Here is a 25,158-nt window from a genome sequence, read left to right as displayed (position 1 = left end):
CGACTTGCGATGTTAAGTTGTCGCATGGCTGTTGAAGACGATTCAAATTCTGGACAGAAAAGAGGCCCCGCGGAACACGCTGTTCGCGACCAGATAGTGCATGCGGCCAATGGGTACTTTAGCCATTTCGGCTATGGAAAAACGACGATGAACGACCTTGCGAAGGCGATCGGTTTTTCCAAGGCGTATATCTACAAGTTTTTTGATTCCAAGCAGTCCATTGGCGAAGCGATTTGCGTTCAGTGTCTTGCAAAAATCACATCTGCCGCCGAACAGACGACTAACGAGCCTGGGAATTCCGCGGAGAAAATGCGGCGCTATTTCAGGACTTTAATCGACAAGAACGTCGAGTTGTTCTTCGTAGATCGCCAGCTCTACGAGATTGCCACGTATTCAACGAGCGAGAATTGGGTGTCTTCGCAAGAGCACACCGCCCGCATTGAATCTATGGTACGAAAACTCGTCAGCGAGGGCCGTGAGGCAGGAGAGTTTGAGACGAAAACGCCTTTGGATGAAGTCTCGCGAGCCACAATGCAGGCGATGCAATCGTTTCTCAATCCATCGATGTTGCAGCACAACCTCGATGCTGTTCCGAACGGATCGAACGAGGTCATAAGCCTAATTCTTCGAAGCTTGTCAAAGTGAAGTGACCAATTGACAATTTGGTCACTGGTCATAATATGTGGTCCTTAACTTTTAGGGCACGCATATGAACACGAAACCAAGAATCATTTCCGCTATCCTTATCGGGGTTTCAACCTTGTCGCTTCAAGCGTGCGACAAGGCCCAGACTGCAGAGCAAGACCCACGCACAGCGCCGCCGCTGGTGAAGTCGGCTCTGGTGACCGATCCTCGGCGGTCCGATCGAACCTTCACGGGCGTTGTATCAGCGCGGGTCCAGAGCAATCTCGGCTTTCGTATCGCTGGCAAAGTAACGGAGCGTCTCGTGGACACTGGTCAAGTTGTCTCGAAGGGCCAGCCGCTTTTCCGCATCGACAACACCGACTATGACCTTGGTATCACCGCTCAAAGAGCTGCCGTGGAGGCCGCGAAAGCCGAACTGGCTCAGACATCGGATGACGAGCGGCGTTTCCGTTCGCTCGTAAGCTCAGGAGCAGTCTCCGAAACGAATTATAGCCGTGCGAAAGCTGCAGCGGATGTTGCTCTTGCAAAGCTCAACGCTGCAGAAGCCCAGGTACGCGTCACAAAGAACACCGCCAGCTATTCGGTTCTCGTCGCCGACTCCGATGGCACTGTCGTGGAGACACTTGCAGAGCCTGGCCAAGTAGTCGCCGCGGGTCAGGCCGTTGTACGCCTTGCGCACGCCGGTCCGCGCGAAGCATCAATCGATCTGCCGGAAACACTTCTCCCGAAGGTTGGATCGTCCGCTGTGGCTACCGTCTTCAACAGCGGTAAAGGCGGCAACGCCATACTCCGCCAGCTTTCAAACGCAGCTGATCCCGTCACGCGAACCTTTGAAGCACGCTACGTGCTCGAAGGCGACGCCGCGTCGGCTCCGCTTGGAGCGACTATCAACATCACAATTGCGGATGGGGGACAGAAGCCATTTTATCGAATCCCGCTCAGCGCGTTGTTCGATCCTGGCACCGGACCAGGTGTTTGGATTATTGGCAATGATAGTGAAGTCCACTTCAAGCAAGTCAAGGTAGCTTCGCTCGACGCTGAAAGTGCGTCAATCTCTGATGGCATCGCGCAAGGTGCCCGATTTGTCGCCCTCGGAGCACATCTGCTGCACGACTCCCAGAAGGTAAGAACCGAGCAGGGTGAACAGTAATGTCGTTCAATCTCTCAGCTCTCGCCGTTCGCGAGCGTGCAATTACACTGTTCCTCATTATTGCGATTACTGCTGCCGGAGGCCTTGCCTTCTTGAAGCTCGGTCGTGCAGAGGATCCTAGCTTCACCATCAAGGTTTTGACAGTCGTAACAGCTTGGCCCGGCGCAACAGCGCAAGAGATGCAAGATCAAGTGGCCGAGCCTCTTGAGAAGCGTCTCCAGGAACTGAAGTGGTACGACCGCGCCGAAACGTTTACCCGACCAGGGTTAGCGTTTACCACCCTCACACTGCGCGATAATACGCCACCGGGTGAGGTGGCAGAACAGTTCTACCAGGCTCGGAAGAAGATGGGGGACGAAGCCTCGAAGCTTCCGCAAGGCACCCTTGGACCGTTCGTGAATGACGAATATTCAGATGTTACCTTCGCTCTTTACGCACTGAAGGCCAAGGGCGAACCGGCACGCGTGCTGGCAAGGCAAGCAGAACAGCTTCGACAGCGAATGCTGCATGTGCCCGGCGTTAAGAAGATCAATATCATCGGAGAGCGCCCCGAGCGAATTTTTATAGAGTTCTCCCATGACAGGCTGTCGAACCTCGGAGTTATGCCCTCTGAGATCTTCCAAGCACTGGCGAACCAAAACCTCGTAACGCCGGCCGGTTCAATCCAGACTAACGGGCCGGAGGTTCAGGTTCGCGTCGATGGGAGTTTTGACGACCTCGACGTAATCCGCAATACACCGATCGTGTCTCAGGGACGAATGCTACGCCTCTCAGATGTTGCTGAAGTGAAACGCGGCTACGAGGACCCGGCGACCTTCCTCATTCGCCATCAGGGTGAGCCTGCGCTGGAGCTTGGTGTCGTTATGCGGGACCGATGGAACGGCCTCGTGCTCGGCGAAGCGCTCGAAAAGGAGGTCGCTTCGATATCGGCAGAACTTCCGCTTGGCATGTCGCTTGTGAAAGTGACCGACCAAGCCGTTAACATCGCTGAAGCAATCGATGAGTTCATGCTCAAGTTCTTTGTAGCACTTGCGGTCGTGATTTTCGTAAGCCTGGTCAGCCTTGGATGGCGTGTCGGTATCGTAGTCGCCGCCGCAGTACCGCTGACTCTCGCAGGCGTCTTTATGATCATGCAGGCAACCGGCCGCGATTTTGACCGCATCACGCTCGGTGCACTGATCCTCGCCCTTGGTCTCTTGGTTGATGATGCGATTATCGTTATCGAAACCATGGTCGTGAAGATGGAAGAAGGCTTCGATCGCATCGTGGCCTCCGGCGAAGCTTGGGTTCATACCGCCTCTCCCCGGCTGGCAGGGGCCTTAGTCACGGCGATTGGCTTGATGCCAGTAGGTTTCGCTCAATCCAGCGCAGGCGAGTATGCCGGCAACATCTTTTGGATCGTCTTCTTCGCGCTCCTCACGTCTTGGCTCGTCGCAGGGGCCTTTACGCCATACCTCGGCGTCAAGCTGCTCCCCGATATCAAGCCAATTCCCGGAGGGCATGCCGCCATCTACGGTACACCAAACTACAACAGGCTCCGGTCCCTTGTTCAGCAGGCCGTCCGCTTCAAGTACGCGGTCGTTGTCGCGGTAGTAGCGGTCTTAGCTGTCGCTGTCGTCGGTATGGGATTTTTGAAGAACCAGTTCTTTCCTGTCTCTGACCGTCCAGAGGTGTTCGTCGAAGTGCAGATGCCATATGGAACTGCGATCGAGCAGACAACCAAAGTGGTCGAACATGTCGAGGACTGGTTGAAGACGCAGCCAGAAGCTCTGATCGTGACCAGCTACATCGGACAGGGTGCGCCGCGTTTCTACCTTGCTATCGCACCGGAACTTCCCGACCCTTCATTCGCGAAGATCGTGGTTCTTACCAAAGACCCGGAGACGCGTGAGATCCTCAAGCAAAAGGTACGGCAAGCTGCAGCCGACGGGCTCGCTCCAGGTGCTAAGATCCGCGCAAACCAGATCACATTCGGTCCCTATACGCAGTTTCCTGTGGCATTCAGGGTTTCCGGAAGCGATCCAGCGAAGCTGCGCCAGCTTGCAGGCCAAGTTAAACAGGCCATGGAAGCTAATGCCCACATGCGACAGGTGAACGTCGACTGGGGACAGCAGGTGCCGACCGTGCATTTTGTCCTCGATCAGGACCGACTGCGGGCAATTGGGTTGAACTCGCACGATGTATCACAGCAACTCCAGTTTTACCTTACTGGCGTTCCGGTCACCCAAGTCAGAGAGGACATCCGAACGGTGGACGTGGTCGCGCGTAGCTTCGGCGACGAACGCCTCGACCCATCAAAAATCGGCAATTTCGTTCTGGTCGGTAACGCTGGTCAAAGAATTCCTTTGGACCAGATCGGTCGGACGGAAGTTAGAATGGAGGAGCCGATCATGAGACGGCGCGACCGCGTGCCGACAGTGACGGTGCAGGGTGATATTGCGGAAGGCCAGCAGCCACCTGATGTCTCAAACGAGATCTCGAAGGCTCTCGAGCCGATCATCAAGGGGCTCCCAGCGGGCTACAAGATCGAAACTGGTGGCTCTGTCGAAGAAGCGGGCAAGGCCAACGGTGCTTTGGCACCTGTGTTCCCGATCATGCTTGCTTTGATGTTGACCGTCATCATCATTCAAACCCGATCGTTCGCACATATGTTCATGGTGATCCTTACTGCCCCACTCGCGCTTGTCGGAATGGTGCCCACGCTGTTGGTCTTCGACCAGCCGTTCGGCTTCAACGCCATCCTCGGCTTCTTCGGACTAGCCGGGATCATCATGCGAAACACCCTGATCCTAATCGGTCAGATACACACGAACGAGCATGAAGGGCTGAGCCCGTTCGACGCGGTTGTCGAAGCCACCGTCCAGCGAGCGCGACCAGTCATTCTAACAGCGATGGCCGCGGTTCTTGCCTTCATCCCATTGACCTTCTCGGTATTCTGGTCGTCCCTGGCGTTTACCCTGATTGGCGGGACCTTTGGCGGTACGATTCTCACCTTGCTCGGGCTCCCTGCCCTCTACGCGCTTTGGTTCCGGATCAGACCAAGCGACAAGCGTGCCGCTGCAAACAGCGACGTTGCAAAGGGTGCCTCAGGGCACCCCAGCACCAAAGCCGCGCATTCGTGATCCAAACGGGGCGGCGAACCTCGCCGCCCCCTCATCCGAGGAAACAGCGATGGCTGCAAACGAAACCGAGCATCAGCGTCCCGGCGCGCCCATCAACGCACGTGCCCAAGCAACCATTTTGGCATTCCGACAGCGACCCAAAGCCGAAACTGCGGAACGCAGTGACCCGAAAGCTCAGACGGCCGGTGGCGAGCAGTCGTTGGAAAGCTACGCCAATAACGTCCAGGCGCGAGAGTTCTCGATCTTCGACGTCTTTGTCATGGGAGCTGTGGCCGGAGGGGTGCTGGTATACCTTGGGCTAAACTATCTTTGGAGTGACAGGTTTTTCGTCCGTGCCGATCCATATGTGCAACTGGAATCAACGCCAGTTCAAACATGCTCGCAATGCGATCGAGTAAGACCTTGGCTATCGCCGTACTAGCACGTCAAACATGTACCCGACCAACTTTCGGCGCCTTTACGTTGCATCTGGATTTACCAGAAAATGCGCGCTATATATGCGCGCATGGCAGACACGAGGTTCCCGACAGCACTGCAGATAGTGATGACGGCCGCCATTAACGAGCGGCAAGGCGTAAGAACAACGAGTTCGACGCTCGCCGATTCCTTGGAGACAAATTCGAGTTTCATCCGAAAAACTCTATCTACCATGGCAAAGGCTGGCATCATCGCTGCTTCGGAGGGCGCTCAAGGCGGAATCAGGCTGGCAAGACCTCCCAAGGAGATCACTTTGCAGATGGTGCGCGATGCCACAACTCCTGACGCAAAATCATGGGCACCTCGCCCAGAGGGGCAAGCCGCTTGTCTTGTCACGCGTAATATCGGGGGACTCAATGACATGCTTTGCTCGAAAGCCGATAATGCTGTTTCCGGTGTTCTTTCTTCGATGACCATCGAAGATTGTTTAACTGAACTCCAGCGCCTTGAAGCGTCGCGCTGAAACGGGAGCCCAACTGGGATATCGGGCTCCCGCCGGAACTACTGATTCGGAGGTCACCAAATCAGCACTGGCGCGCATTCGTTCAACACGCCAATTCGCTTTAAGTGCGGCTGTAAGCAACTCCCGCACCGATCTCTTATGGAGACTTAATCTCACATATGCTCAACTGTATCAATAGAAATAACAGTTGAAAGCGTCCGCTAGTCATTCGACCAGAGAATGGCACCCATACCTGATAAGTTGATGATTTTACACGGAAATGGGCATACTCTCGCATGGCTGGGCTGCTTGGGGTTGGTAGCGGCGGTCCAGTGCTGTGAAGGCGCGCGCTGTCGATGCAAGTAAGACAGCTTCTCATTGCTGCGCCCGAACACCGGGCCGGGGTTTCCCCGGCCCGTTTTTGGAGATCGGCAATGCTTGCTACACGTTGGACCTTACGACGGCGTCTAGACTTCCAAGAGGTCACAAGGCGGATTGTCGGATTCCGGGACGGTCGAATTCTCGTCGATACGGATCATGCCGTCGCATACAAAACGAAGACCGATCAGCCGATTTACTTCATTCAAAGCCAATGCTTGCGAAAGCAAATGTTGCGCGGAGTGACCGAGGCAGTAAACGCCGCAGGTCTGGGGCTCTGTCAACCTTACTATTTGTCGAGGCGCAGCAGTCACGAACTACCCATCGCTTCATTAATAATAGCCGCTCGTCCGGATTTAGCCTTTTTGGATGGTACCTTCTTGGTTGATCCAATGGGCTTTGATCGGTTCGCAGAACTTGAAGAACTTGATACGCGTCATCTGAACCGCTGACGGCAGCACTAAGTGGAGGGCGTCCTCTCTGATGCCCGTTTCTTCAGATGCAAAGCTCTGATTTGCACGCAGGTATCAAGGTCTTTACAGGCTCGCATGCAAATTTCCACCACTCTCTCTCGGCATTAATGTAGCTTCTCTATCGGTATCCGTTGTCATGATTGCCTGGGCATCCCGACCGGCCGTAAGGCTGGCAGGATTCGGGTTCTGCCGAGCGTGGACGTGCCTCGCCCAAGAATGGATCCACACGAAAATCTGAATAACCATATCTGATAGGAACGGCGCACAAACACGTGAACGGCGCAACAGGTGGTAGACAGCGAGCGTCTTAGTATTTATGGGCATATGCCTTTATTTTTCCACAAAGGAGATTTGTGATGCTGCCGGATAACTCTAAACCCGCGAAATACCATGCGATCGGATACGTCTCCAATGGAGGTGGTTTCCCGCTGGTAGAGTTTGAGAGGGATGTTCCGATTCCGAAGCCAGATGAAATCCTGATCAAGGTAATCGGATCGTCGCTGAACCCACTTGAGTTCAAGCTCGCCGAGCTAAATTTCTTTGGCAATCAGCCGCCGGTCGCGCTTGGCTTTGACGTGTCAGGGGTTGTCATCGCTGTCGGCATCGACGTAACGGCGTTCCATATCGGCGATTCGGTCGTTGCAATGGCGGACTGCAACGGAAATGGCGGCTGGGCTGGGCGAGGTGGCGGTGGCTACGCGGTTGCTCGCGAGTTTCTGGCCGCCAAGAAGCCTGACAGCGTTTCCTTTACCGAAGCCGGGGTGCTACCCATCTGCTTCCTCGCGGCATTTCTTGGCCTATACGATCACGTGAAATCAGGCGACGTAGTCTACATTCCAGGCGGCGGCGGCGGGGTTGGCCATTTGGCGATTCAGATTGCAGCTCGCGCCTTGGGTGCGGCCCTCGTAATAAGTAGCGGTAGCACCCCCGAGTCAAAGGCGCTCCTCGCGGCGAGCGGCGCTGACTCGATTATCGACTATAAAGCTGAGGATGCCACCGCTCGCGTTATAGAAATCACATCAGGGCGTGGGGCCGACATTGTCTTTGATCCGACCTATTCAGAGGAGAGCTACGTCGCCTCGGCGAAAGCGGTCCGAAACGGTGGCAAATGGATCGTCCTTGGCGTAGGTCCAGGCCGAACGTCACGAACTAAGATCACTCATTCCCCCGTAGATGAAATACTGGCTGAGAAAGGCGCAATGCACATCAACGCGAATGTCCTCACGTATTTCTCGAACGGCTATGTGTTTGACGAAGCGGCCAAGGCAAATTTCCGTATGGCGATGGAGGCCTCAATGCGCTGGCACACAGAGAATAAAGTTCGCCCGACCGTGTCAAAGGAGATCAGGTCTTCGGTCGACGAGATTAACGCTGGCCTAACTGAATTAAAGAAGGCTTCAGGCCTCCACGGTAAGATCGCCGTTAACGTGGCCCACTCATGAGCGTCGGTGTGTCGATCGCGCGCGCCAATTCCGATCGGCACACCTTGGACACCATGCAAGATGCTAGACGCCTTCCGCGTACGCGAGAGGGAGCTCAGTGGTGCTCTTAAAGCGTTGGAGAGAGAATTTCGGCAAAACCATCTCTAAATCCAACGTCGTAGATAGGCTTCGTTCGAAAGCATCGTAGGTGGCAATGTCAGGCACAAGGACCTTTAAAAGGTAGTCGAATTTGCCACTCATTCTATATGCCTCAACGACCTCAGGCATTCTCACAACCACTTCACTGAAGCGCGTCACCCATTCCGGTGAATGGCTCTTAGCGCGAACCGAGACGAACGCGGATACGCCAAGATTCAATTTTGTCTCGTCGAGCAGCGCGACGCGCTGACGTATGATGCGGCTCTGCTCAAGAAGCATTATCCGACGCCAGCACGGGCTCTTGCTGAGACCAATACGCTTGACGAGGTCATCGAGTGTGACTGTTGCATCTCGCTGCAAGGCAGCAAGTATCATCCGATCATATCGGTCCAACTTTGGCATATGGGGAACACTTTCGACTTTACTGCGCTTTCGTGCGGCAGTTTGCATGCGCGATCAGAAGGTTTCGGCCCAGGGACGTAGGTCAAGCTCGAGCGTCCAGGCGCTCCGTTGCTGGGTATGCAGATACCAGAATGCGTCGGCAATCGCGTCGATGTTAAGCAGACCATCGGGCCCGCGCTGCTTCTTAGATCTGGCGCGCGGGAGAGAAGCCTGTCGCCGTCGATCCCCCCGTCGATGACGACGTGGGCCACATGCACTCCTTTTGGACTGAACTCGCGCGCAAGGCTCTGTGCAAGCGCGCGTAGTCCCGCCTTCGCGACTGCGAATGGCGCATAATTTGCCTTACCGCGAAGTGACCCACTAGCCCCTGTAAAGGCGAGCGTTCCCCCACCGTTGGAAAGCAGAAGAGGCAGTGCGTGCTTCGCAATCTGGAAACCCCCTAAAGTGTGCTCGCGCCAATGCGTTTCAAAATCGGCCTGCTCGAGGTCCAGGAACGGTGAAGGCCGGTTCGAGCCAGCATTATGAATTATCGCGTCCAGACGCCCAGCTCTCGCTGCTTCCGCAATGAACCGCTCGGCATCAGTTGCCTCACTTACATCACCCACAATCGAAATAACCTGTGCGCCCGTCTCTCGAATCCTTGCAGCCGTGTCCGCCAGCTTCTCGCCGTTCCTGCCGGCGATGCAAACCACATACCCTTCGGCTGCAAAACGCCGCGCGATCGCTGCGCCCAAGCCGTTGTACGCCCCTACTCCCGCTACTAACGCGCTCCTGCCGTTGGTCATTTTTGGAATCCCTTCAATACTTAATCGACCGGTTTATGTATTGGGTCCACCCAGAGCACAGTCTCCGGTGGCTCTACCGGCTCAACGTCGGTAATGTTTACGACGACCGCTTCGTTATCCGACCGAACGAGTACGCATTCCAATGCTCTTTCTGGGTCGGCGTTGATTTCTTGGTGAGGCACGTAAGGTGGCACAAAGATAAAGTCCCCTGGCCCCGCTTCGGCAACGTACTCCAGACGCTCACCCCACCGCATCCGCGCTCGTCCGCTGATGACGAAGATGACACTCTCCAGTGCCCCGTGGTGGTGAACGCCGGTCTTAGCGCGAGGCGCAATCGAGACGGTTCCAGCCCATATCTTTTGGGCGCCGACCCGCGCATGGTTAATCGCGGCCTGCCTAAACATGCCGGGCGTCTGCGCCGTATTCGACTCCAATTGATCGCCCTTGATGACGCGGACGCCATTGTGCTTCCAGTGTTCGTGTTCGTGTTCGTCGCCGTGTTGTCCCATTTTGTTTCCTATCGCGTGGATGAGGCCAAGAGTTCTCGGGTGTAGGAGTCTCTCGGCTGATCAAGAACGTCCAATGAATCACCGATCTCCACGATACGGCCGCGATTCATGACAGCGATCCGATCTGCAAGGTAGGAGACTACGGAAAGATCGTGCGTGATGAACAGCATGGCGAGACCCTCTGAGTTCTGGAGATCACTTAGCAAGTTCAGGACTTGCGCCTGCACGGACACATCCAATGCGGATACTGCTTCGTCACAGATTAGAAGCTTGGGCCTTACGGCCAACGCACGTGCGATACCTACACGTTGCCGCTGACCTCCTGACAGCTCCGCAGGCCTCTTAGATAGCAAGGAGTGAGGCAACCCAACCATGTCAAGAAGTTCAGTTGGCTGGCCGGCAGTGGAATGAGATCCGAGAAGCGCTAGCGGCTCATTTAGAATCGCTCTAACTGAAAGCCGTGGATTGAAGGCCACACTTGCGCTCTGAAAAACCATCCCCAGCTTTCGGCGCTGTTCGCGAGAACGAGCCGATGCTAACGCTGAACGCTCTCGCCCTCCAACGCGATTGAACCGGTTGCTGGGATCATCCCGATTATTGAACGAGCCAACGTAGACTTTCCAGATCCGGACTCACCAACAAGGACTAAGATCTCGCCCGTAGCGATGGAGAAGCTGGCGTCATCGACCGCCCTGATCCAAGATCGGCCCTCTCTAAATTCGACGGAGAGGTTCTCTACGCGCAGGAGAGGTTTCGATTGGGTCATTCGGCGGCTTCCGCTTCAATCGCTAAGTGGCAGGCGATCTTCCCTTGATTGGCCGTCCTCAGTTCGCGCGCATCGATCTTGCATCGTTCGATTTCATGAGCGCAGCGTCCAGCGAAGGCACATCCGTAAAACTTTTCTCCTGGCAGAGGAACTGCGCCGCCTATCTCAAAAAGCTTTGGGCGCGGACCATACCTTGGCCGTCTAATTGGGCGCGCAGCCAGCAGCGCGCGTGAATATGGATGACGAATCCTAGCGAGGCGATCGATCGTTGTTTGGCATTCGACTATGTGACCGGCATACATAACGAGCACGCGGTCCGTCCATTCAGCGATCATTGCGAGATCATGACTGACGATGACTATGGCCATGCCCGTTTGGCGCTGTATTTCCTTTAGGAGTTTCAAAATCTCTCGCTGCATGGAGACATCTAAAGCGGTCGTAGGCTCGTCTGCGATGAGGACATTCGGGTCGTTGGCTATCGCGATGGCGATCACTACCCGTTGGGCCATGCCGCCGGAACGCTGATGAGGATATGCGTTTAATAGGGCTTCAGCGCGGGGAAGCTTGACCCGACGAGCCAACTCCAACGCTTTATCCCATGCTGCGCTTCTTGATATGTTCCTGTGCGCAAGAACGGCCTCCATAAGCTGGTAACCGATAGTGCGGACCGGGTTCAACGCTGCCATGGGATCTTGAAAGACGAACGCGATGTGCTTTCCCAGTAAATCGCGCCAGGCCTTGCTGTCGCTATTGGTGACATCATAACCAAGAAGGTGAACTGAGCCGCCTGAGATCGTCGCGCCCTCCGGCAAGAGACCGGATGCGGCAAGCGCTGTCAGTGTTTTCCCGCAGCCAGACTCCCCAACTAAACCCACGGTCTCGCCACGCGAGACCTCGAAACTCACACCGCGGACGGCCACAGCGGAGCCAGATAAAGTTTTCAAGGAAACCCGAAGGTCACGAACGCTCAAGACCTCAGCGTCTGTCACACTCCACCCCTCCGCGCCAACAATTTGACCATGCCGTCCCCGATCATACTCAGGGATGCGACCGTCAAGACTATCGCCGCACCCGGGATAAGGGTCATAAAGGGAGCGGTCAGCAGCGCATCGCGGTTTGCACCCATCATCCCTCCCCAGCTTACATAGTTGCTGTCACTTAATCCGAGAAAGGCGAGGCCTGCCTCGGATAGTACTGCCAGCGACGATAAGATCGAGCCAGCGACAAGAACCGGGCCAATTGCGTTGGGAAGGACGTGATAGATGATCGCTCGCGAATGTCCTCCGCCAAGAACGACTGCGATTTTCACAAAATCCAGCTCTCGCAATTTCAGCGCATCCGCTCTGACCATTCGAGCGACCATTGACCAGCTCGTCACCCCGATAGAGAGAATGATATTCGGTAAGTGCGGCCCCAAGATCGATACGATAATTATCGCCAGGAGAAAATGCGGGATGACCTGAAAAAGCTCGGTGAAGCGCATTAGTAGATGGTCAATCCACCCACCGAAATAGCCGGCGACGAGACCAACGGATCCTCCAACAAAGGTCGCAATGAGCGTCGCCGCCAGACCGATTAACAGTGACACGCGTGTGCCATGGATTAACTGAGCGGCGATGTCGCGACCGAGTATATTCGTTCCGAGCGGGAACTGTGGGTCCTCCCACGGACGGACAAATGGCATGCCGACCATGTCGAAAGGATCACCTGGGTAGAGCGTACTTGCTGATCCGGCAATCAGCATCTCGGCCACAAGAAGCGCCGCGCCAAGTTGAAGCGATCCCGGCCATCTCCAAAATTTGAAGCGACGGTCCTTATCCAACCGCCATTCAGCGATAGAAGGGTCCGCGCTCACCGTAAGACCACCCGGGGGTCAAGGACTGCATAGACAACGTCCACAACCAGATTCATAACAACAACCAAGCCTCCACTGCAGAGAACGATACCGGCGAGCAGGTTGTGGTCCCGCTGTTGCAATGCCTCATAAGCCAAGCGACCGAGACCTGGCCAAGAAAATACGGTTTCGACGAGAATCGCTCCACTGAGCAACGAACCAGCCTGAAGACCAACCAATGTTATGAATGGAAGCAGCGCATTTCTCAGCACGTGACGTGTGGCGACTTCGAAGGACGTCAGCCCTCGCGCTCGTGCCCCGCGGATATGTGGATGACTATAGACCTCCAGCATCGTGCCGCGAATGAAGCGTGCGTAGATCGCCCCATACAGAGATCCGAGAGTTAGCGTTGGCAATAAAAGGTGCTGTCCGACGCTTATGGCATGTTCAATTGTTCCCTTATCCGCGGCGGCGTCAGCGTAACCACTCGTGGGCAGTATGGGAAACTTAAGTGAGAAAACTACGATCAGTCCTATCCCGATGAGGAAGCTGGGCGTAGCATACAATAGTAGCGCGATGCTGCTTACGACGACGTCCCCGATTTTCCCCCGACATACGGCCGATACCGCTCCTCCGAGAACGCCGAGCAAAACACCGAGCATCATGGAGGTGACAGCAAGCAGTAGGGTGGGCGCCAGCCGCGCTCGTATGAGGTCCAACACCGGCATATTAGCGCGAAACGAGAATCCTAGGTGACCGCTCGCAATGTTCGAAGCGTAATGCAAGAACTGCACCGGTAAGGATTTGTCTAGACCGTAAGCTACTCTAATCTCAGCGAGCAGCTCTGGCGTAGCTCCTCCTGACTCACCCGCAAGGGTCTGCACCGGATCACCCGGAGCGAGATGTAGGATGACGAATGCAAATAATACTATCAGAAAGACCGTAGGGGCCATCTGTAGGATTCGACTAAGCAGATATCTTCCAAGCTCGGCAGTCACCGGCGACCTGCGAGCGCCAGTCTCATCAGTTTTGTGTTTCATGACGCCAACCAAGCGTCTTTCAGGGAGTCATAGGCACTGTTGGAGCCAGTCGATAGCCCGCGAGCTCGCGAGGAGGCGATCGTGTACTGGCGGTTTTCCAGTAGAGTAAAGTGGGGAATATCTGTCTGCGCCTGAATTTGCACTTTCTTGTACAACTCCACTCTTTCGGCTTCGTTCGGGGCATCGTGCGCAGCCTCGATGAGAGCATCCATGGTTGGGCTGCTATACCCAGATGCATTCGACCACGGCACATCTTTGAGGATGGCCTTCGACCAAAAGATTCGGTCAATGCCGATCTGCGGATCCCCGAAGCCTGCCCTGTGAGAGACAATCAAATCGAATTCGTTCTGCGAATAAACCCGATTAAAAAACTGAGAGAGGTCCTGGTTCCTGAGCGTGACCTCGATCCCTACACGTTTCAATGATTGACGAATGAATTCTCCATAACGCTGAAAGTTTTCACCGAAAGGCAGCCAATCGAGAGCAATTGCAAAGCGGACGCCGCCAGCGTCCTTATTCAGTCCGGCCTCGTCGAGAAGGGCTTCGGAGATGCTCCGGTCGAACGGATACTTCGGAAGACTATCACCAGCATAGAAGGCCGTCTGCGTGGAGAGAACGGGTGAGGTTCCGGGTCTCCCTAATCCCTTTGCGGTAACCTTTGACAACGCATTCAAATCGATGGCGTGAGCTACCGCCCTCCGCACCCTGAGATCGTTAAACGGCGGACGTCTCACATTGAACTCAGCCACGACCGCAGATGCCAGCCAACCGTAACCACTAAACTCGACGTTAATGCTTTCGTCGTCCTGCGCCGCTTCAAGGTCATTTATCGAGATCGGCGACAACATACCCAATTGCACCTCGCCGGCTTTGAAGGCCGCGAACCTCGCTGTAGCATCGGGGATAACCCTGTAGACCAGCTTGTCGAGATACGGCTTTCCCGCATCCCAATAGTCTGGGTTCCTTTCTAACACCACGCGGTCTCCCCTTACCCACTCTTTGAATCGGAAGGGACCAGTGCCAACTGGAGCGCCGTTGTAAGGGTTTCGCAGAACATCAGTGCCTTCGTATAGATGCTTCGGCAACACAGTGAGTTCCACGGCATTCAACGCCCCGAGAATAACGCCCGAAGGATTGCGAAGTTTGAACCTTACGGTGAGCGGATCGGGTGTTTCGACGGCCTCAACAGCGGCAAAGGTCGCGCGAGCACGCGGATGGATCTTCATCCACACATTCTCGTATGTATACTGGACGTCGGCTGCCGTGAACGGGTGCCCGTCATCCCAGCGAACACCATCTCGTAGATGGAATGTCAACTCGCGTTCGTCGTCACTGAGAGTCCAGCTCGCGGCGAGTTCAGGCAAGATCTCAAAGTTCTGGCCGTACCGAATGAGACCGTCGAAGATCTTCGCCGACCTAGCCCGTCTGGACAATCGCCGCTGTCAACACGTTCGGCTCACCGGGATGCGAGACAGCAACCAGTGTGCCACCAGACGCAACAGGCTCGGACCTGGCAGTTGTCGGCATAATTGCACTTGCCGCGACGCCTGCGAGAAAGGTGCGACGACTAATCGCCAGACCACGATATCGCTGATGACTCATGAAAGCTTCCTTTAACCGAGCGTTTGCTCGGATGAGAGCGACGTTCTTCCTGCATTGACGAGGATCGTGTCGGATTGAGGCGCGTGCACTCGACCACAAAGCGCGTCGCGGTAATGCCTTTCCAGAGGATTGGCTTTGTCCAATCCGTGATTGCCAGAGATGCTTAAAGCTAGCTCAAGGGACTTGATGGCGTTTTTAGTTACGATGTGCTTCACCATCTGCGCACTGATCGCGTCCGGTAGAGGAGCGGCCTCTGCGGCACGCGCGTAGTCGTCGATCAGCGATCGGTTGATCATCAATAGCGTCTCGATTTCACCAACAACGCCCTGAAGGCGCGGCACAGTAGCCAACGGCGCGCCTAGATTTGACGGCACACGTTCCGAAAGGAATCGTCTGAGCCAGTCTCTCCCAGACCGCGCGATCCCGTCGTACAGGGCGGCGGTTAGCAGACACGACCAAACATCAACGGTGGCGCGACGGTCTATAGCCTCCTTGGTGCCCGGCGCGTAGAAACCGGTCGCGGCATTCTCCACGAGATGAACATTTGCAAACTCTATTTCATGGCTTGCGGTAGCGCGCAGCCCTGCATGATTCCATGTTGGTACAACCGTCAGTCCAGGAGAATTTGCAGGTACGATTACTGTGCCGACCCGCGGCTGGGGTTCCTCCGTGCGCACCAGGGCAAGCCACCACTGAACAATGGGGCTTCCTGTCGCGTAGGCTTTTCTCCCGTTTAAGATCCATCCGCCATCAGCTTTCCTGGTCACGTAACTTCCGGGCAGGCCTCCTCGCACTACCGAACCGAGATCCGGCTCGGCCTGGAGTGCGTTGAGCACACCTGATCCCTGGACTGCAGCGCTAGCGATCTCATCGTAGCCTGCTGGGCGCGTTCTGCTCAGAACATGATGCATAAGGCAGTTCATGGCGACGAGGAGACCAGTGGAAGCGTCACCGGCCCCGACAGCGGCCACCAATCTCACCGCGTCTGTGATCTTTCCTCCGAGTCTTCCTAAATCACGCGGCACAGTCAGTGCGATGAGCCCATGCTCGGCAAGCCGCGCGAAATTCTCGAATGGGAAGGATGCCTCCTCGTCATGCTTTGCGGCACCAAGCGCGAACTCGGCACGGAGAGCAACGAGGAGGTCGTCGCTCACCACTGAGCGCAGCGATTTATCATACGTTGTCATCATTTTCCCTCGAGAAACAAAACGCGCTTCAGACCGTGGCAGACTGCGGCTGGCGATCAAGAAACGGGTAATCTATGTATCCCTCAGGCCCGTTGGTGTAGTATGTCGATATATCCGCGTCATTGAGGGGAGCACCCACACGAAAGCGCTCTGGAAGGTCAGGATTTGAAATGAAGAGCTTTCCAAAGGATACCGCATCTGCGAGGCCGCTGGAGATAACCTGCTCGGCGCTTTCCCTGTCATAGCCACTGTTTAGGATCAAAACGCCTTCAAAAAGTTCCCGAACAATTGGGGCGAGGAAATCCTCGCCAGGCGGTGGCCCTGCGCCGTTCGCGCCCTTCGAGACAAGCCTTTTGTATAGAGGTACATCCCCGCTTTCATCGTAGGTAGTCCCTTCAAGGAAATGGATATAGGCGACGCGACGCTTGTTTAGCTCAATAGCGATGTAGCTGAAGAGCGCTCTTGGATTTGAGTCACTGATGCGATCGGCACGGAAATGCGGAGATAGGCGTACACCCACATGATCGCTTCCCCACTCTTTGATTGCAGCATCGACGACTTCAAGCAAGAAACGAGCCCTGTTCTCGATCGAGCCGCCATATTCGTCATTCCGGCGATTAGAAGAGTCTCTGAGAAACTGATCAATGAGGAAGCCATTTCCCGCAAGGATTTCGATGCCATCGAACCCTGCCGAGCGAGCACCACTGAACGGCGATAGTCTTCCACCAAGGGCTGGATCTCACTAAGCTCAAGAGCTCGCGGGACGGGAAATTCTTCAAGGCCATGCTCGCTCATGATTCCACCGAAGGCGGAAAGGGCGGAAGGCGCTATAGGCGGCTCTCGACCTGGCGTACTCGAGAGCAAGGACTTTCTACCGACGTGATAGAGCTGCTGGAAGATAATGCCCCCTGCTCGATGAACCTCCTTGGTCACTTTCTCCCATGCTGAATTTTGATGATCGGTATGGTGGGCCGTTGCCCGCGCTCTGGTCGCGCTCTGCGTCGATATGTGATTAGCCTCTGTAATTATCAGACCCGCTGAAACGCGCTGGGCGTAATATGTCGCAACAATGTCTTTGGGAGCCCGCAGCGCGTCTCCTCTTGCCCGTGCAAGCGGTGCCATGACGACGCGATTTTTTAATTCGAACTTCCCAAGAGCAAGTGGTTTTAAGAGCTGCATTGCGGTCCCCTATCGATAGACCACAGTGTGCCGCCAGGACCGGATCAAAGGGAGTCGCTTGCATTATAAAATCTACAAATAATATAGACTATTATATGCTCATATGCCCGTTATATGAAATTTTTATTCTGTATCGTGCCGCTACGAACTAAAAGGGCCCGGCTATAAAACCGGGCCCTTCCTGCGCACGCGGTGGAGTGGGAGGTCAGCCGCGGGCGAATGCCAGAAGATCAGCGTTGAGCTTTTCCTTGTCGGTTACGATGAGGCCGTGGGACCCGCCGTCGTACACCTTGAGCTTGCCGTTCTTGAGAAACGTAACAGCAAGTTTGCCGGAGAGTTCGATTGGGACGATTTGGTCGTCGCTACCGTGGATAACGAGTGCCGGTACCGTGACCTTCTTGAGGTCATCTCGGAAATCGGTCTCCGAGAATGCGCCGAGTGCGTGGAAAGCGGCCATAAAGCCAGTGGCCTGGCCCTGACGCCAGTACTCCTCGCGCGCACCCTCAGAGACCTTCGCGCCCGCTCTGTTATAATTATAATAGGGCATCGAAACGTCTTTGTTCCATTGCGAGCGGTCCGTTGTCACGGCTGCGCGGAACGTGTCGAAGAACTCCTTGGGAACACCGCCGGGGTTGGTGTCGGTCTTCAGGAGGAAAGGCGTAACCGCAGCGACGAGAACTACCTTGCTGACACGCTTCTCACCGTGGCGAGCGATGTAGCGAGCAACTTCGCCCCCGCCCATCGAGTGACCAACAAGGACAGCATCCTTGACGTCGAGTGCTTCCAGGACCGTCGCTAGATCGTCCGCGAACGTGTCGTAGTCGTACCCATGGCTAGGCTGGCTCGAACGGCCGAAGCCGCGACGATCGTGAGCGATTACACGGAAGCCGTTCTGTGCCAGATAGAACATCTGGTTTTCCCACGCGTCCGAAGATAGCGGATAGCCGTGCGAGAATACAACAGCAGGACCCTGGCCCCAGTCTTTGTAATAGATCTGCGTTCCGTCCTTGGTCGTAATCGTATTGGCCGTCTTGCTCACTACTTTGATATCGGCAGCAGCCTTGCTTGCAGCGCTCGCTGACGCGGTTGCAGCGACGAGGCCAACGCCAGCAACAGCAGAAGCCGCGCCAATAAGAAGGTTGCGGCGGGACGCCGCCATTTTGTTTTCAGAGGTCAAAGTCTCGATCCTTCGTTTTGAATAAGGGGTGTCGGCGCGCCAATCGCGCCAACACAGCTCCAATCAGAAGCCAAGTCGCTTGGCGTCTTCTGGCAGAAACGCCTGGCCCGAGCGGTTCTTGACGCTGGGAAGCTCCGCCACTCGTGCGCGCCATGCCTGGAGATTGCCGAGTTCGGCTGGTGCGTGAAGGCCAGCGGCATCACCAAAAGCAAGACCTGCGAAGAGTGTGATGTCCGCCATCGAGAAACTGTCGCCAGCTACGAAGTCAGAAGCACCGAGGATTTTGTTGAAGTAGCGGAAGCCCTCTTCGACTGCCGCACGATTGCGCTCGGCCCATTCCTTGCGACCTTCCCACTGCGGGCTCTTGAAGGCCTGCAGGGCAGGACCGAGACCGGAGGTGCCGAAGTGGAAATAGATGCCTACCGGATCAAGAACGAATGCCTCGGCGCGGCGCTGCATCATGTGCACAAGCGCCTTTTCCTTCGGGGATTTACCCGTGAGAGTCGGATTACCATCCAGATTGTCGAGATACTCGGTGATAGCGGTCGCTTCGGAAATAACCGTTCCGTCTTCCAGTTCGAGAACCGGAATGACGCCCGACGGATTGATTGCAAGGAATGCGTCCTGCTTGTGCTCAGCACCGATCAAGTCCACCGGGACAAACTCGACCTGGCTGTCCAAGCCCTTCTCGGCGAGAACGATGCGGATGCGGGCTGGGTTCGGAAAGCCCGAACGGTCATAAATTTTCATTGTACTCATCCTCTTCGTGGCCGGCCAGCCAATCTGACCTAGCGCTAGGTCAGCCAATAAATGTTGATATGCCCCCATGTCAAGTGCCTACCGAGCGCTAGGTAGGTATTTTCTTGACTACGGGTCTCGCTGACTTTACGTATAGGTAACCAGGGGTGACAGAGATGACGAAAGACACACGTCAATTGATTATGGATACCGCCAAGTTGACGGTGCAGGCGCATGGATACACAGCCCTGAGTTTCCGCGAATTGGCCAAGGAAATTGGCATCAAGAATGCGAGCGTTCACTATCATTTTCCGACGAAGGGTGATTTGGGCGCGGCGCTGGCTAAGCAATATTCAGACGATGCCCAGACCTTTCTGAGTGCCCTGTCGCTCGAACCCTCTCAGGCTGCCAACACCATGCGAACTTATACGGACGCATTTCGCGCTGCCCTCGAACGCGACAACCGGATGTGCCTTTGTGGTATTATGATCGCGGAGCGCGACGAGCTGCCGGAAATGGTGAGAGCGGAAGTCGATAGATTTTCGGAAAGCAACATTAATTGGCTAAAAGTCTTTCTTGGAGCCCTAGATCTCAACCGAACTGACGCCGACACGAGAGCGGAGGCTATCTTTGCGGCAGTCGAGGGCGCGCAGCTGATCGCACGGGGATACGCAGATATCGCCGTTTTCGATCGATGCATGAATGCTTACGGACAGACAGGGCTATTTCCTGCTTGGAAGGCTCGTTGAGCCCAGGGCGGGTGAAAGGACCACCGCCACCGCCAGAAGGGGGAGGAACCGGCCGGCGGCGGTGGGTGTCGTGAGTGCGAAGGTCACCGCGACGAAAGAATTTTCTATCAAGACACGCCGGCAAGCTGAGGGTTTGCTGCAATCCCCAACATCTTGTCTCGGATTTCAGCTGCGACCTTAGAACCGACAGCATCCATAAATGCTTGCTGCGCCACGCGCCATTTTAGTTCAACAGCACCATGGCGTGTTACGCCAATCGGTGTCAGAGCGGCGACGCGCTTCCGACCATCCGCAACGTCTACCTGTAAGACAACTAGCCCTTCCCGTTCCAACGGCCGCAAACTGTGACCCAAGGCGGATCGCTCCATTACTAGCAAATCCGCAAGATCCCCAAGGCAACAGCTATTGCCAGCACGCTTTAGCTCAGCGAGGATAGCAAACTGGGTCGACTTTAAACCTCCAGCGAGTGCCGTGTCGTAGAATTGCGTAGCTCGCCGCGCAGCTTTTCGAATTGCCGTAGACACGCACTGGCTACCGTTCGCTAACAGGGCACCCTCGCCGCTATCAATAGATACCATTGTAAGATCCAACATAGACTGAGCCGATATACGGGCATATGCCCTTTTAATTCAAGCCGATTCTTGTGTTGCTGCTATACCCAGCCGAGAAGCTCGCGCCGCACCACCTTCTCCAGCACCGCCATGCCGTCCTCGCTGTCATTCAGACAGGGGATATGCGCGAATTTCTCGCCGCCATTTTCATGGAAGGAGTGGGCGGCCTGCTCGGCGATTTCTTCCAGCGTTTCGAGACAGTCGGACACGAAGCCGGGGTTGAGGACCGCGATCTTCTTGACGCCGTCCTGTGCCAGCTTCTCGACCGTCTTGTCGGTATAGGGCTGCAGCCATTCTTCCGGCCCGAAGCGGGACTGGAAGGTGACCATGAACTTGTCCTTGGACAGGCCAAGGCGCTCGCGCAGCAGGCGGCCGGTCTTTTGGCACTGGCAGTAATAGGGATCGCCCTGCTTGAAGTAGGACATCGGGATGCCGTGGAACGATGCGAGCACCATCTCCGGTTCCCAATCGAGCGTCGCCAGGTGATTGGTGACCGAATTGGCTAGCGCCTCAATGTAGGTCTCGTCGTCGTGATAATCAGGGACAGTGCGCAGGGCGGGCTGCCAGCGCATGGTGAGCAGCTTCTGGAACGCCTTGTCGTTGACTGTCGCCGTCGTCGCTGCCGCATATTGCGGATAGAGCGGGAAGAGCACGATGCGGTCGCATCCGGCGGCCTTCAGGCTATCGATCTTCGAGGCGATAGAAGGGTTGCCGTAGCGCATCGCCCAGTCGACGACGACGTTGGGCAGGTCCTTCAGCCGCTCGGCCATCAGGTCGGACTGGCTGCGCGTATAGGTGCGCAGGTAGCTCTCGTCCTTGTCCTTGTTCCAGATCAGCTCATAAGCCTTGCCGACCTTGCCGGGGCGGGTGTTCAGCACGATGCCGAACAGGATCGGGTACCATTTCCAGGGCGACCATTCGATGACGCGCTTGTCGGTCAGGAATTCCTTGAGATAGCGGCGCATCGAGGAATAGTCGGTGCCATCGGGCGTTCCGAGATTGACGAGCAGCACGCCCACCTTGCCAAAGGACACAGGCGGGTGCCCGATTACTGTCTGACTGCTCATGACTTCTAGTCTCCCCGAGAGATTCGGCTGATCTGACCTCGGCCAGTGCAAATCCTAGTGACGCAGATCGCAATCATGTGCAATACCACATATTCATGGTATTTTTGCGAGGAGCATTCGTTGGCCACTCAACCCCGACGTCGAAGCAAGAAGGCAGAGATGCAGGCAACGCGCCGATCCTGATAGAGGCGGCGTCGCGTTGCCTGCGTGAAGTCGGTATTGCGGGGACAAGTCTTGCCGACGTCACATCGGCGGTTGGGATGACGAATGGCGGCTTCTACAAGCACTTCTCTTCAAGGGAAGAAATGGTCGCATGCGCCGTCGATGATGAAATGCTGATCCTGCTCGACCAGATCCGCGATGACCAATCAGGACCTCGAGAACGTTTGGATACGGTCGTCGACTTTCTCCTTGGTTCTGACGACACCGTCCATAGCGCCGCAGTTGCGTTTGGGTCTGAAATAAGGCGGCAACCATCGTCTGTTCAGGAAGCCTTCAGGGCGAACACCAAAGAGCGCGTCGCTGCGATTGCGAGACTATTGCCGCGAGGCAGTGACGCTGAGAGACTTGAGCGAGCACAACTGATCTACGCCGCCCTCATTGGGGCCGCGCAGTTATCGCCCTTTTGCGGGACCATTCGCAAAACCGTACGCCTGTTGGTTCACGAGATCGCGAGCTCGCTAATCGGTTCTTCGCAGTACGGCCGACCACTCGGCGACAGCCAAGAAACCGGCGAACACGACCACTGACAGCAACCAGCCTAGTATCGCGTCAGAGGCATAATGCGCACCAAAGCCGACCCTGAGATAAACCGTCGCGATGGATGCGCACAAGATTGGCGGCGCAGCGAGAGCCCTGTGCTTCGCAGGTACGATAAATATGAGGCAGGCGAGCCATCCTGCGGCAGAGGCCTCTCCCGAAACGAATGAACAGTTGCGGACACAGGCTCCAAGAAATGAACCTGCTGGTTCGAATTCGAGCGACCCGCCGAACAAGTTCGTTTGTATCGGCCTTGGTCGGCCAGAATGAGATTTAAGCCAAAAATTTGTCAGAAGACCTGTGCTTATTGCTAGGCTGCCCAATGCTGGCCAAATGCGCTCGATGACGAGCAGGCGTACCGGCTTGTTACGCGTTCTCGCTGTAAAGAGCGCGAGTGCAAGGACCATTGCGCCAAGACTAGGCAGGGCGTACAACAACCATCGCAAGGCAGTAAGCAATGGGGCTTGGCTCTCGGAAAATTCACCGCATACAGTTCTCAGCTGTGAGCCGCTGCAAGCGTGCCTGCTGAAGAACGCGCGGGAAACAGCGATATCTACTGCAAAGTTGCGCTTGAAGAACCAGAGGATTGCGAACCACGCAAGCGAGGACGCAAAGAATACGAGCGCGGGCCAGCGGCCACCATTTATATGAGATTTATTTTGCACGGGATGCCCTAACTTCGAATGCCGAGCATGCTTCGTCCAGCTGACAGCAAGCTGAAAGCCGACGAACTCTCGTCGGCTTTCGATCTACACTTGGATCCAACCACCATCGACGGTCAGTTCAATCCCCGTGATGTACGACGCATCGTCGGAGGCGAGGAAGGCCACAGCGCTCGCGATCTCGTCCGGGGTTCCCATTCGGTTCATTGGGATCTGTCTTGTAACCTCATCGTTGATACCGGCGACTTGTTCGGCTGGAATACCGTTTCGGACCATGATGTCGGTATCAATGTGCCCAGGCGCAATTGCGTTAACGCGGATGCCGCGGCCTCGCAGGTCCGTGGTCCATGTCCGTGCAAGCGACCGTACCGCGGCTTTGGTGGCGGAATAGACGCTAAAGTTCGGCAATCCCTTGGAGCCGGCGATCGAAGTGTTCAAAATGACAGAGCTTCCATTCCGTAGCAGTGGAATCAGTTTCTGCACCGTGAAGTACGTGCCCTTAAAGTTGGTGGCCACCGTCCGGTCGAAATCAGCCTCGGTCACGCCTTCGACGGGCCCAAGCGCCCCGCCACCGGCATTGGCAAATAGAATATCGACTCCTCCGTGCTTCCGACCAATATAGGCACCAAGCGAGTCGAGGTCCCGGAGCCGTGAGACGTCACCCGATACGGCCTCGACGTCGCCGTCTAGGCTCTCACTTGCAATGCGAAGCGCCGCTTCGTTACGTCCTATAATAATTACCTTTGCACCCTCGCGCGCAAACAACCCAGCGCTTGCGAGACCGATGCCCGAGCCGCCGCCAGTTACCACTACGACCTTATCTGTAAACCGTTGCATTTCTAATTACTCCAATGAGCGTGGATGTGCGGCCATCAGGCCGCACCTTCGCTTTTACTTATTGGGAAAATGAAACTCCGACCGGTGGCGCTCGACAAACTCCCTAACGGTCAATGGAGATGATCCTGTTTCCGCCTTAATGATCTCGTCTTCGCCGCTGAAGATGCCGTTCTGATAATCGATCGCAATCGCGCAGAAGTGTTGAACGAGAAATGGCGGCAGTCCTTGGCTTTCCAATCTGTCTTTGTATTCTGCAATGGTCGTAGGGGCATACTTCACTGTAATCCCTAGGGCGCTGCCGATCTCATCGGCAATTTGCCGCTGGGAAAGCTCGACTGGTCCGTAGAGCGCATAAGTCTTACCTGCATGACGACTGGGCTCTTCGAGCACTTTCGCGATGAAGCGGGCCTGATCCTCCGCGGCAATCGGCGCGTGACGACCGTGGCCGTAGGGTAGATCGATCACACCGTCATTCACGATAGATGCCTGTGCATGGGGGTAGAGGAACCATTGCGAAAAGAAGGTTGGCCGTAGATGGGTCGACGGGACACCAGACCAGTCCAGGATACGCTCGGAAATCCAATGATCACGGGCGGCGTGGCTTTCCGAATCCTCGCGGGCCGAGATTTGGGACATGTTGACCACAAGCTGCAGATTTGCTCTGCGTGCAGCGTCAGCAAGATATGACGTCGCTTGGATCAGGCCAGGACGGACGGGATAGCAGAAGTAGGCGGCATCTACACCGCTCGCTGCAGCGATGAGATCGTCATGCTCTAGCATGTCGCCCACAATAATCTCCGCACCGGCCTCCCGCAGCTTTGCGGACCGGTCATCCTCTTTCCGAACCAAGGCCCGTACTGTCCGCCCCCCTTTAAGCAGTTCCGCCACCGTGTATTTTCCGGTCTCGCCGGTTGCACCTGTCACAAGGATCTTGTTCGCCATCGCGATCTCCTAAAAATTTATCGTCGGCAGCTGCGCATCGGGCAG

26 protein-coding genes and 1 pseudogene are annotated in these 25,158 nt (G+C 55.8%); 9 read left to right on the top strand and 18 right to left on the bottom strand.

Annotated elements, in window-relative coordinates; genetic code table 11:
• Window positions 1-24: 24 nt before the first annotated feature.
• The 7 genes from J2X43_RS15935 (at window position 25) to J2X43_RS15905 (ending at window position 8,129) form a co-directional block, all read left to right on the top strand.
• A complete protein-coding gene (locus tag J2X43_RS15935) occupies window positions 25-645 on the top strand; it encodes a TetR/AcrR family transcriptional regulator (protein ID WP_112389317.1) in 621 nt (206 codons plus the stop codon).
• 64 nt (window positions 646-709) lie between these two features.
• On the top strand, window positions 710-1,795 hold the full coding sequence (locus J2X43_RS15930; protein WP_112389531.1) for an efflux RND transporter periplasmic adaptor subunit: 1,086 nt from the start codon (window positions 710-712) through the stop codon (window positions 1,793-1,795).
• Entirely contained in the window at window positions 1,795-4,917 is a 3,123-nt protein-coding gene (locus J2X43_RS15925) for an efflux RND transporter permease subunit (protein WP_112389318.1), read from the top strand. The genes J2X43_RS15930 and J2X43_RS15925 overlap by 1 nt, the downstream gene beginning before the upstream one ends.
• A 49-nt stretch (window positions 4,918-4,966) precedes the next feature.
• Window positions 4,967-5,338, top strand: a complete 372-nt coding sequence (locus tag J2X43_RS15920; protein WP_112389319.1) for a hypothetical protein — start codon at window positions 4,967-4,969, stop codon at window positions 5,336-5,338.
• A gap of 63 nt (window positions 5,339-5,401) precedes the next feature.
• A complete protein-coding gene (locus J2X43_RS15915) occupies window positions 5,402-5,857 on the top strand; it encodes an Rrf2 family transcriptional regulator (protein WP_112389320.1) in 456 nt (151 codons plus the stop codon).
• A gap of 413 nt (window positions 5,858-6,270) precedes the next feature.
• Window positions 6,271-6,666 carry a hypothetical protein gene (locus J2X43_RS15910; protein WP_162706036.1) on the top strand — a complete coding sequence of 132 codons (396 nt, stop codon included), beginning with the start codon at window positions 6,271-6,273 and terminating at the stop codon, window positions 6,664-6,666.
• A 377-nt stretch (window positions 6,667-7,043) separates the two neighbouring features.
• Window positions 7,044-8,129 (top strand): zinc-binding alcohol dehydrogenase family protein, encoded by a 1,086-nt coding sequence (locus J2X43_RS15905; RefSeq protein ID WP_112389321.1) that lies wholly within the window; start codon window positions 7,044-7,046, stop codon window positions 8,127-8,129.
• A 63-nt stretch (window positions 8,130-8,192) separates the two neighbouring features.
• On the opposite strand, the gene J2X43_RS15900 is transcribed toward J2X43_RS15905, so the two are convergent.
• The 13 genes and pseudogenes from J2X43_RS15900 to J2X43_RS15850 form a co-directional block, all read right to left on the bottom strand.
• Window positions 8,193-8,660, bottom strand: a complete 468-nt coding sequence (locus J2X43_RS15900; protein WP_112389532.1) for an Lrp/AsnC family transcriptional regulator — start codon at window positions 8,658-8,660, stop codon at window positions 8,193-8,195.
• The gene (locus J2X43_RS15895; RefSeq protein ID WP_310295279.1) at window positions 8,639-9,454 is read right to left on the bottom strand and encodes an SDR family NAD(P)-dependent oxidoreductase; all 816 of its coding nucleotides are present in this window, start codon (window positions 9,452-9,454) and stop codon (window positions 8,639-8,641) included. Before J2X43_RS15895 ends, J2X43_RS15900 begins: the two co-directional genes overlap by 22 nt.
• 20 nt (window positions 9,455-9,474) lie before the next feature.
• Window positions 9,475-9,963, bottom strand: a complete 489-nt coding sequence (locus J2X43_RS15890) for a cupin domain-containing protein (RefSeq protein WP_112389322.1) — start codon at window positions 9,961-9,963, stop codon at window positions 9,475-9,477.
• Between the two features lie 8 nt (window positions 9,964-9,971).
• Window positions 9,972-10,460, bottom strand: a complete 489-nt coding sequence (locus J2X43_RS31100; protein ID WP_112389323.1) for an ATP-binding cassette domain-containing protein — start codon at window positions 10,458-10,460, stop codon at window positions 9,972-9,974.
• Between the two features lie 38 nt (window positions 10,461-10,498).
• On the bottom strand, window positions 10,499-10,729 hold the full coding sequence (locus J2X43_RS31095) for an ATP-binding cassette domain-containing protein (protein ID WP_112389324.1): 231 nt from the start codon (window positions 10,727-10,729) through the stop codon (window positions 10,499-10,501).
• A complete protein-coding gene (locus J2X43_RS15885) occupies window positions 10,726-11,718 on the bottom strand; it encodes an ABC transporter ATP-binding protein (protein WP_310295277.1) in 993 nt (330 codons plus the stop codon). The genes J2X43_RS31095 and J2X43_RS15885 overlap by 4 nt, the downstream gene beginning before the upstream one ends.
• Window positions 11,715-12,551, bottom strand: a complete 837-nt coding sequence (locus tag J2X43_RS15880) for an ABC transporter permease (RefSeq protein WP_310295275.1) — start codon at window positions 12,549-12,551, stop codon at window positions 11,715-11,717. Before J2X43_RS15880 ends, J2X43_RS15885 begins: the two co-directional genes overlap by 4 nt.
• Window positions 12,552-12,580: 29 nt before the next feature.
• Entirely contained in the window at window positions 12,581-13,603 is a 1,023-nt protein-coding gene (locus J2X43_RS15875) for an ABC transporter permease (protein ID WP_310295272.1), read from the bottom strand.
• Window positions 13,600-14,919, bottom strand: a complete 1,320-nt coding sequence (locus tag J2X43_RS15870; RefSeq protein ID WP_310296005.1) for an ABC transporter substrate-binding protein — start codon at window positions 14,917-14,919, stop codon at window positions 13,600-13,602. The genes J2X43_RS15875 and J2X43_RS15870 overlap by 4 nt, the downstream gene beginning before the upstream one ends.
• 297 nt (window positions 14,920-15,216) lie before the next feature.
• A complete protein-coding gene (locus J2X43_RS15865; RefSeq protein ID WP_310295270.1) occupies window positions 15,217-16,392 on the bottom strand; it encodes an acyl-CoA dehydrogenase family protein in 1,176 nt (391 codons plus the stop codon).
• Window positions 16,393-16,420: 28 nt separating this feature from the next.
• Window positions 16,421-17,514 (bottom strand): annotated as a pseudogene (locus J2X43_RS15860) (alkene reductase).
• Window positions 17,515-17,776: 262 nt separating this feature from the next.
• Window positions 17,777-18,730, bottom strand: a complete 954-nt coding sequence (locus J2X43_RS15855; protein ID WP_405049611.1) for an alpha/beta fold hydrolase — start codon at window positions 18,728-18,730, stop codon at window positions 17,777-17,779.
• 81 nt (window positions 18,731-18,811) lie between these two features.
• Window positions 18,812-19,498: a glutathione S-transferase family protein gene (locus J2X43_RS15850; protein ID WP_112389329.1), complete on the bottom strand. Its 687-nt coding sequence runs from the start codon at window positions 19,496-19,498 to the stop codon at window positions 18,812-18,814.
• Window positions 19,499-19,662: 164 nt separating this feature from the next.
• Between J2X43_RS15850 and J2X43_RS15845 the strand changes: the two genes are divergently transcribed.
• Window positions 19,663-20,235 carry a TetR/AcrR family transcriptional regulator gene (locus J2X43_RS15845; protein WP_310295268.1) on the top strand — a complete coding sequence of 191 codons (573 nt, stop codon included), beginning with the start codon at window positions 19,663-19,665 and terminating at the stop codon, window positions 20,233-20,235.
• A gap of 107 nt (window positions 20,236-20,342) precedes the next feature.
• On the opposite strand, the gene J2X43_RS31090 is transcribed toward J2X43_RS15845, so the two are convergent.
• Together J2X43_RS31090 and hemH are read right to left on the bottom strand one after the other, a co-directional pair.
• Window positions 20,343-20,813 carry a MarR family winged helix-turn-helix transcriptional regulator gene (locus tag J2X43_RS31090; RefSeq protein WP_405049601.1) on the bottom strand — a complete coding sequence of 157 codons (471 nt, stop codon included), beginning with the start codon at window positions 20,811-20,813 and terminating at the stop codon, window positions 20,343-20,345.
• A 74-nt stretch (window positions 20,814-20,887) separates the two neighbouring features.
• Window positions 20,888-21,913, bottom strand: a complete 1,026-nt coding sequence (hemH, locus tag J2X43_RS15840) for a ferrochelatase (protein ID WP_112389332.1) — start codon at window positions 21,911-21,913, stop codon at window positions 20,888-20,890.
• A gap of 95 nt (window positions 21,914-22,008) precedes the next feature.
• Between hemH and J2X43_RS15835 the strand changes: the two genes are divergently transcribed.
• Complete coding sequence (locus J2X43_RS15835) at window positions 22,009-22,662, top strand: TetR/AcrR family transcriptional regulator (protein WP_162706038.1); 654 nt, start codon at window positions 22,009-22,011, stop codon at window positions 22,660-22,662.
• On the opposite strand, the gene J2X43_RS31085 is transcribed toward J2X43_RS15835, so the two are convergent.
• From J2X43_RS31085 to J2X43_RS15825, 3 genes are all read right to left on the bottom strand, one after another.
• Window positions 22,594-23,079, bottom strand: a complete 486-nt coding sequence (locus tag J2X43_RS31085; protein WP_112389334.1) for a phosphatase PAP2 family protein — start codon at window positions 23,077-23,079, stop codon at window positions 22,594-22,596. The two genes, J2X43_RS15835 and J2X43_RS31085, sit on opposite strands and share 69 nt — an antisense overlap.
• A 342-nt stretch (window positions 23,080-23,421) precedes the next feature.
• Entirely contained in the window at window positions 23,422-24,171 is a 750-nt protein-coding gene (locus tag J2X43_RS15830; RefSeq protein ID WP_112389335.1) for an SDR family oxidoreductase, read from the bottom strand.
• Between the two features lie 54 nt (window positions 24,172-24,225).
• Window positions 24,226-25,113 (bottom strand): NmrA family NAD(P)-binding protein, encoded by an 888-nt coding sequence (locus J2X43_RS15825; RefSeq protein ID WP_112389336.1) that lies wholly within the window; start codon window positions 25,111-25,113, stop codon window positions 24,226-24,228.
• Between the last annotated feature and the right edge of the window lie 45 nt (window positions 25,114-25,158).

Origin of the sequence: Rhizobium sp. BE258 (assembly GCF_031457345.1) — a bacterium.
In the GTDB taxonomy this organism is placed as follows: domain Bacteria; phylum Pseudomonadota; class Alphaproteobacteria; order Rhizobiales; family Rhizobiaceae; genus Rhizobium.
The sequence above is the reverse complement of the archived record's forward strand: the minus strand, read 5'-3'. Positions and strand labels throughout refer to the sequence as shown.

Coding starts and splice junctions, on each gene's coding strand:
- J2X43_RS15935 (WP_112389317.1), top strand. CDS start 25: ATGGCTGTTGAAGACGATTCAAATTCTGGACAGAAAAGAGGCCCCGCG.
- J2X43_RS15930 (WP_112389531.1), top strand. CDS start 710: ATGAACACGAAACCAAGAATCATTTCCGCTATCCTTATCGGGGTTTCA.
- J2X43_RS15925 (WP_112389318.1), top strand. CDS start 1,795: ATGTCGTTCAATCTCTCAGCTCTCGCCGTTCGCGAGCGTGCAATTACA.
- J2X43_RS15920 (WP_112389319.1), top strand. CDS start 4,967: ATGGCTGCAAACGAAACCGAGCATCAGCGTCCCGGCGCGCCCATCAAC.
- J2X43_RS15915 (WP_112389320.1), top strand. CDS start 5,402: ATGCGCGCTATATATGCGCGCATGGCAGACACGAGGTTCCCGACAGCA.
- J2X43_RS15910 (WP_162706036.1), top strand. CDS start 6,271: ATGCTTGCTACACGTTGGACCTTACGACGGCGTCTAGACTTCCAAGAG.
- J2X43_RS15905 (WP_112389321.1), top strand. CDS start 7,044: ATGCTGCCGGATAACTCTAAACCCGCGAAATACCATGCGATCGGATAC.
- J2X43_RS15895 (WP_310295279.1), bottom strand. CDS start 9,454: ATGACCAACGGCAGGAGCGCGTTAGTAGCGGGAGTAGGGGCGTACAAC.
- J2X43_RS15890 (WP_112389322.1), bottom strand. CDS start 9,963: ATGGGACAACACGGCGACGAACACGAACACGAACACTGGAAGCACAAT.
- J2X43_RS31100 (WP_112389323.1), bottom strand. CDS start 10,460: ATGGTTTTTCAGAGCGCAAGTGTGGCCTTCAATCCACGGCTTTCAGTT.
- J2X43_RS31095 (WP_112389324.1), bottom strand. CDS start 10,729: ATGACCCAATCGAAACCTCTCCTGCGCGTAGAGAACCTCTCCGTCGAA.
- J2X43_RS15875 (WP_310295272.1), bottom strand. CDS start 13,603: ATGAAACACAAAACTGATGAGACTGGCGCTCGCAGGTCGCCGGTGACT.
- J2X43_RS15865 (WP_310295270.1), bottom strand. CDS start 16,392: ATGACAACGTATGATAAATCGCTGCGCTCAGTGGTGAGCGACGACCTC.
- J2X43_RS15855 (WP_405049611.1), bottom strand. CDS start 18,730: ATGGCGGCGTCCCGCCGCAACCTTCTTATTGGCGCGGCTTCTGCTGTT.
- J2X43_RS15850 (WP_112389329.1), bottom strand. CDS start 19,498: ATGAAAATTTATGACCGTTCGGGCTTTCCGAACCCAGCCCGCATCCGC.
- J2X43_RS15845 (WP_310295268.1), top strand. CDS start 19,663: ATGACGAAAGACACACGTCAATTGATTATGGATACCGCCAAGTTGACG.
- J2X43_RS31090 (WP_405049601.1), bottom strand. CDS start 20,813: ATGGTATCTATTGATAGCGGCGAGGGTGCCCTGTTAGCGAACGGTAGC.
- hemH (WP_112389332.1), bottom strand. CDS start 21,913: ATGAGCAGTCAGACAGTAATCGGGCACCCGCCTGTGTCCTTTGGCAAG.
- J2X43_RS15835 (WP_162706038.1), top strand. CDS start 22,009: ATGGTATTTTTGCGAGGAGCATTCGTTGGCCACTCAACCCCGACGTCG.
- J2X43_RS31085 (WP_112389334.1), bottom strand. CDS start 23,079: ATGGTCCTTGCACTCGCGCTCTTTACAGCGAGAACGCGTAACAAGCCG.
- J2X43_RS15830 (WP_112389335.1), bottom strand. CDS start 24,171: ATGCAACGGTTTACAGATAAGGTCGTAGTGGTAACTGGCGGCGGCTCG.
- J2X43_RS15825 (WP_112389336.1), bottom strand. CDS start 25,113: ATGGCGAACAAGATCCTTGTGACAGGTGCAACCGGCGAGACCGGAAAA.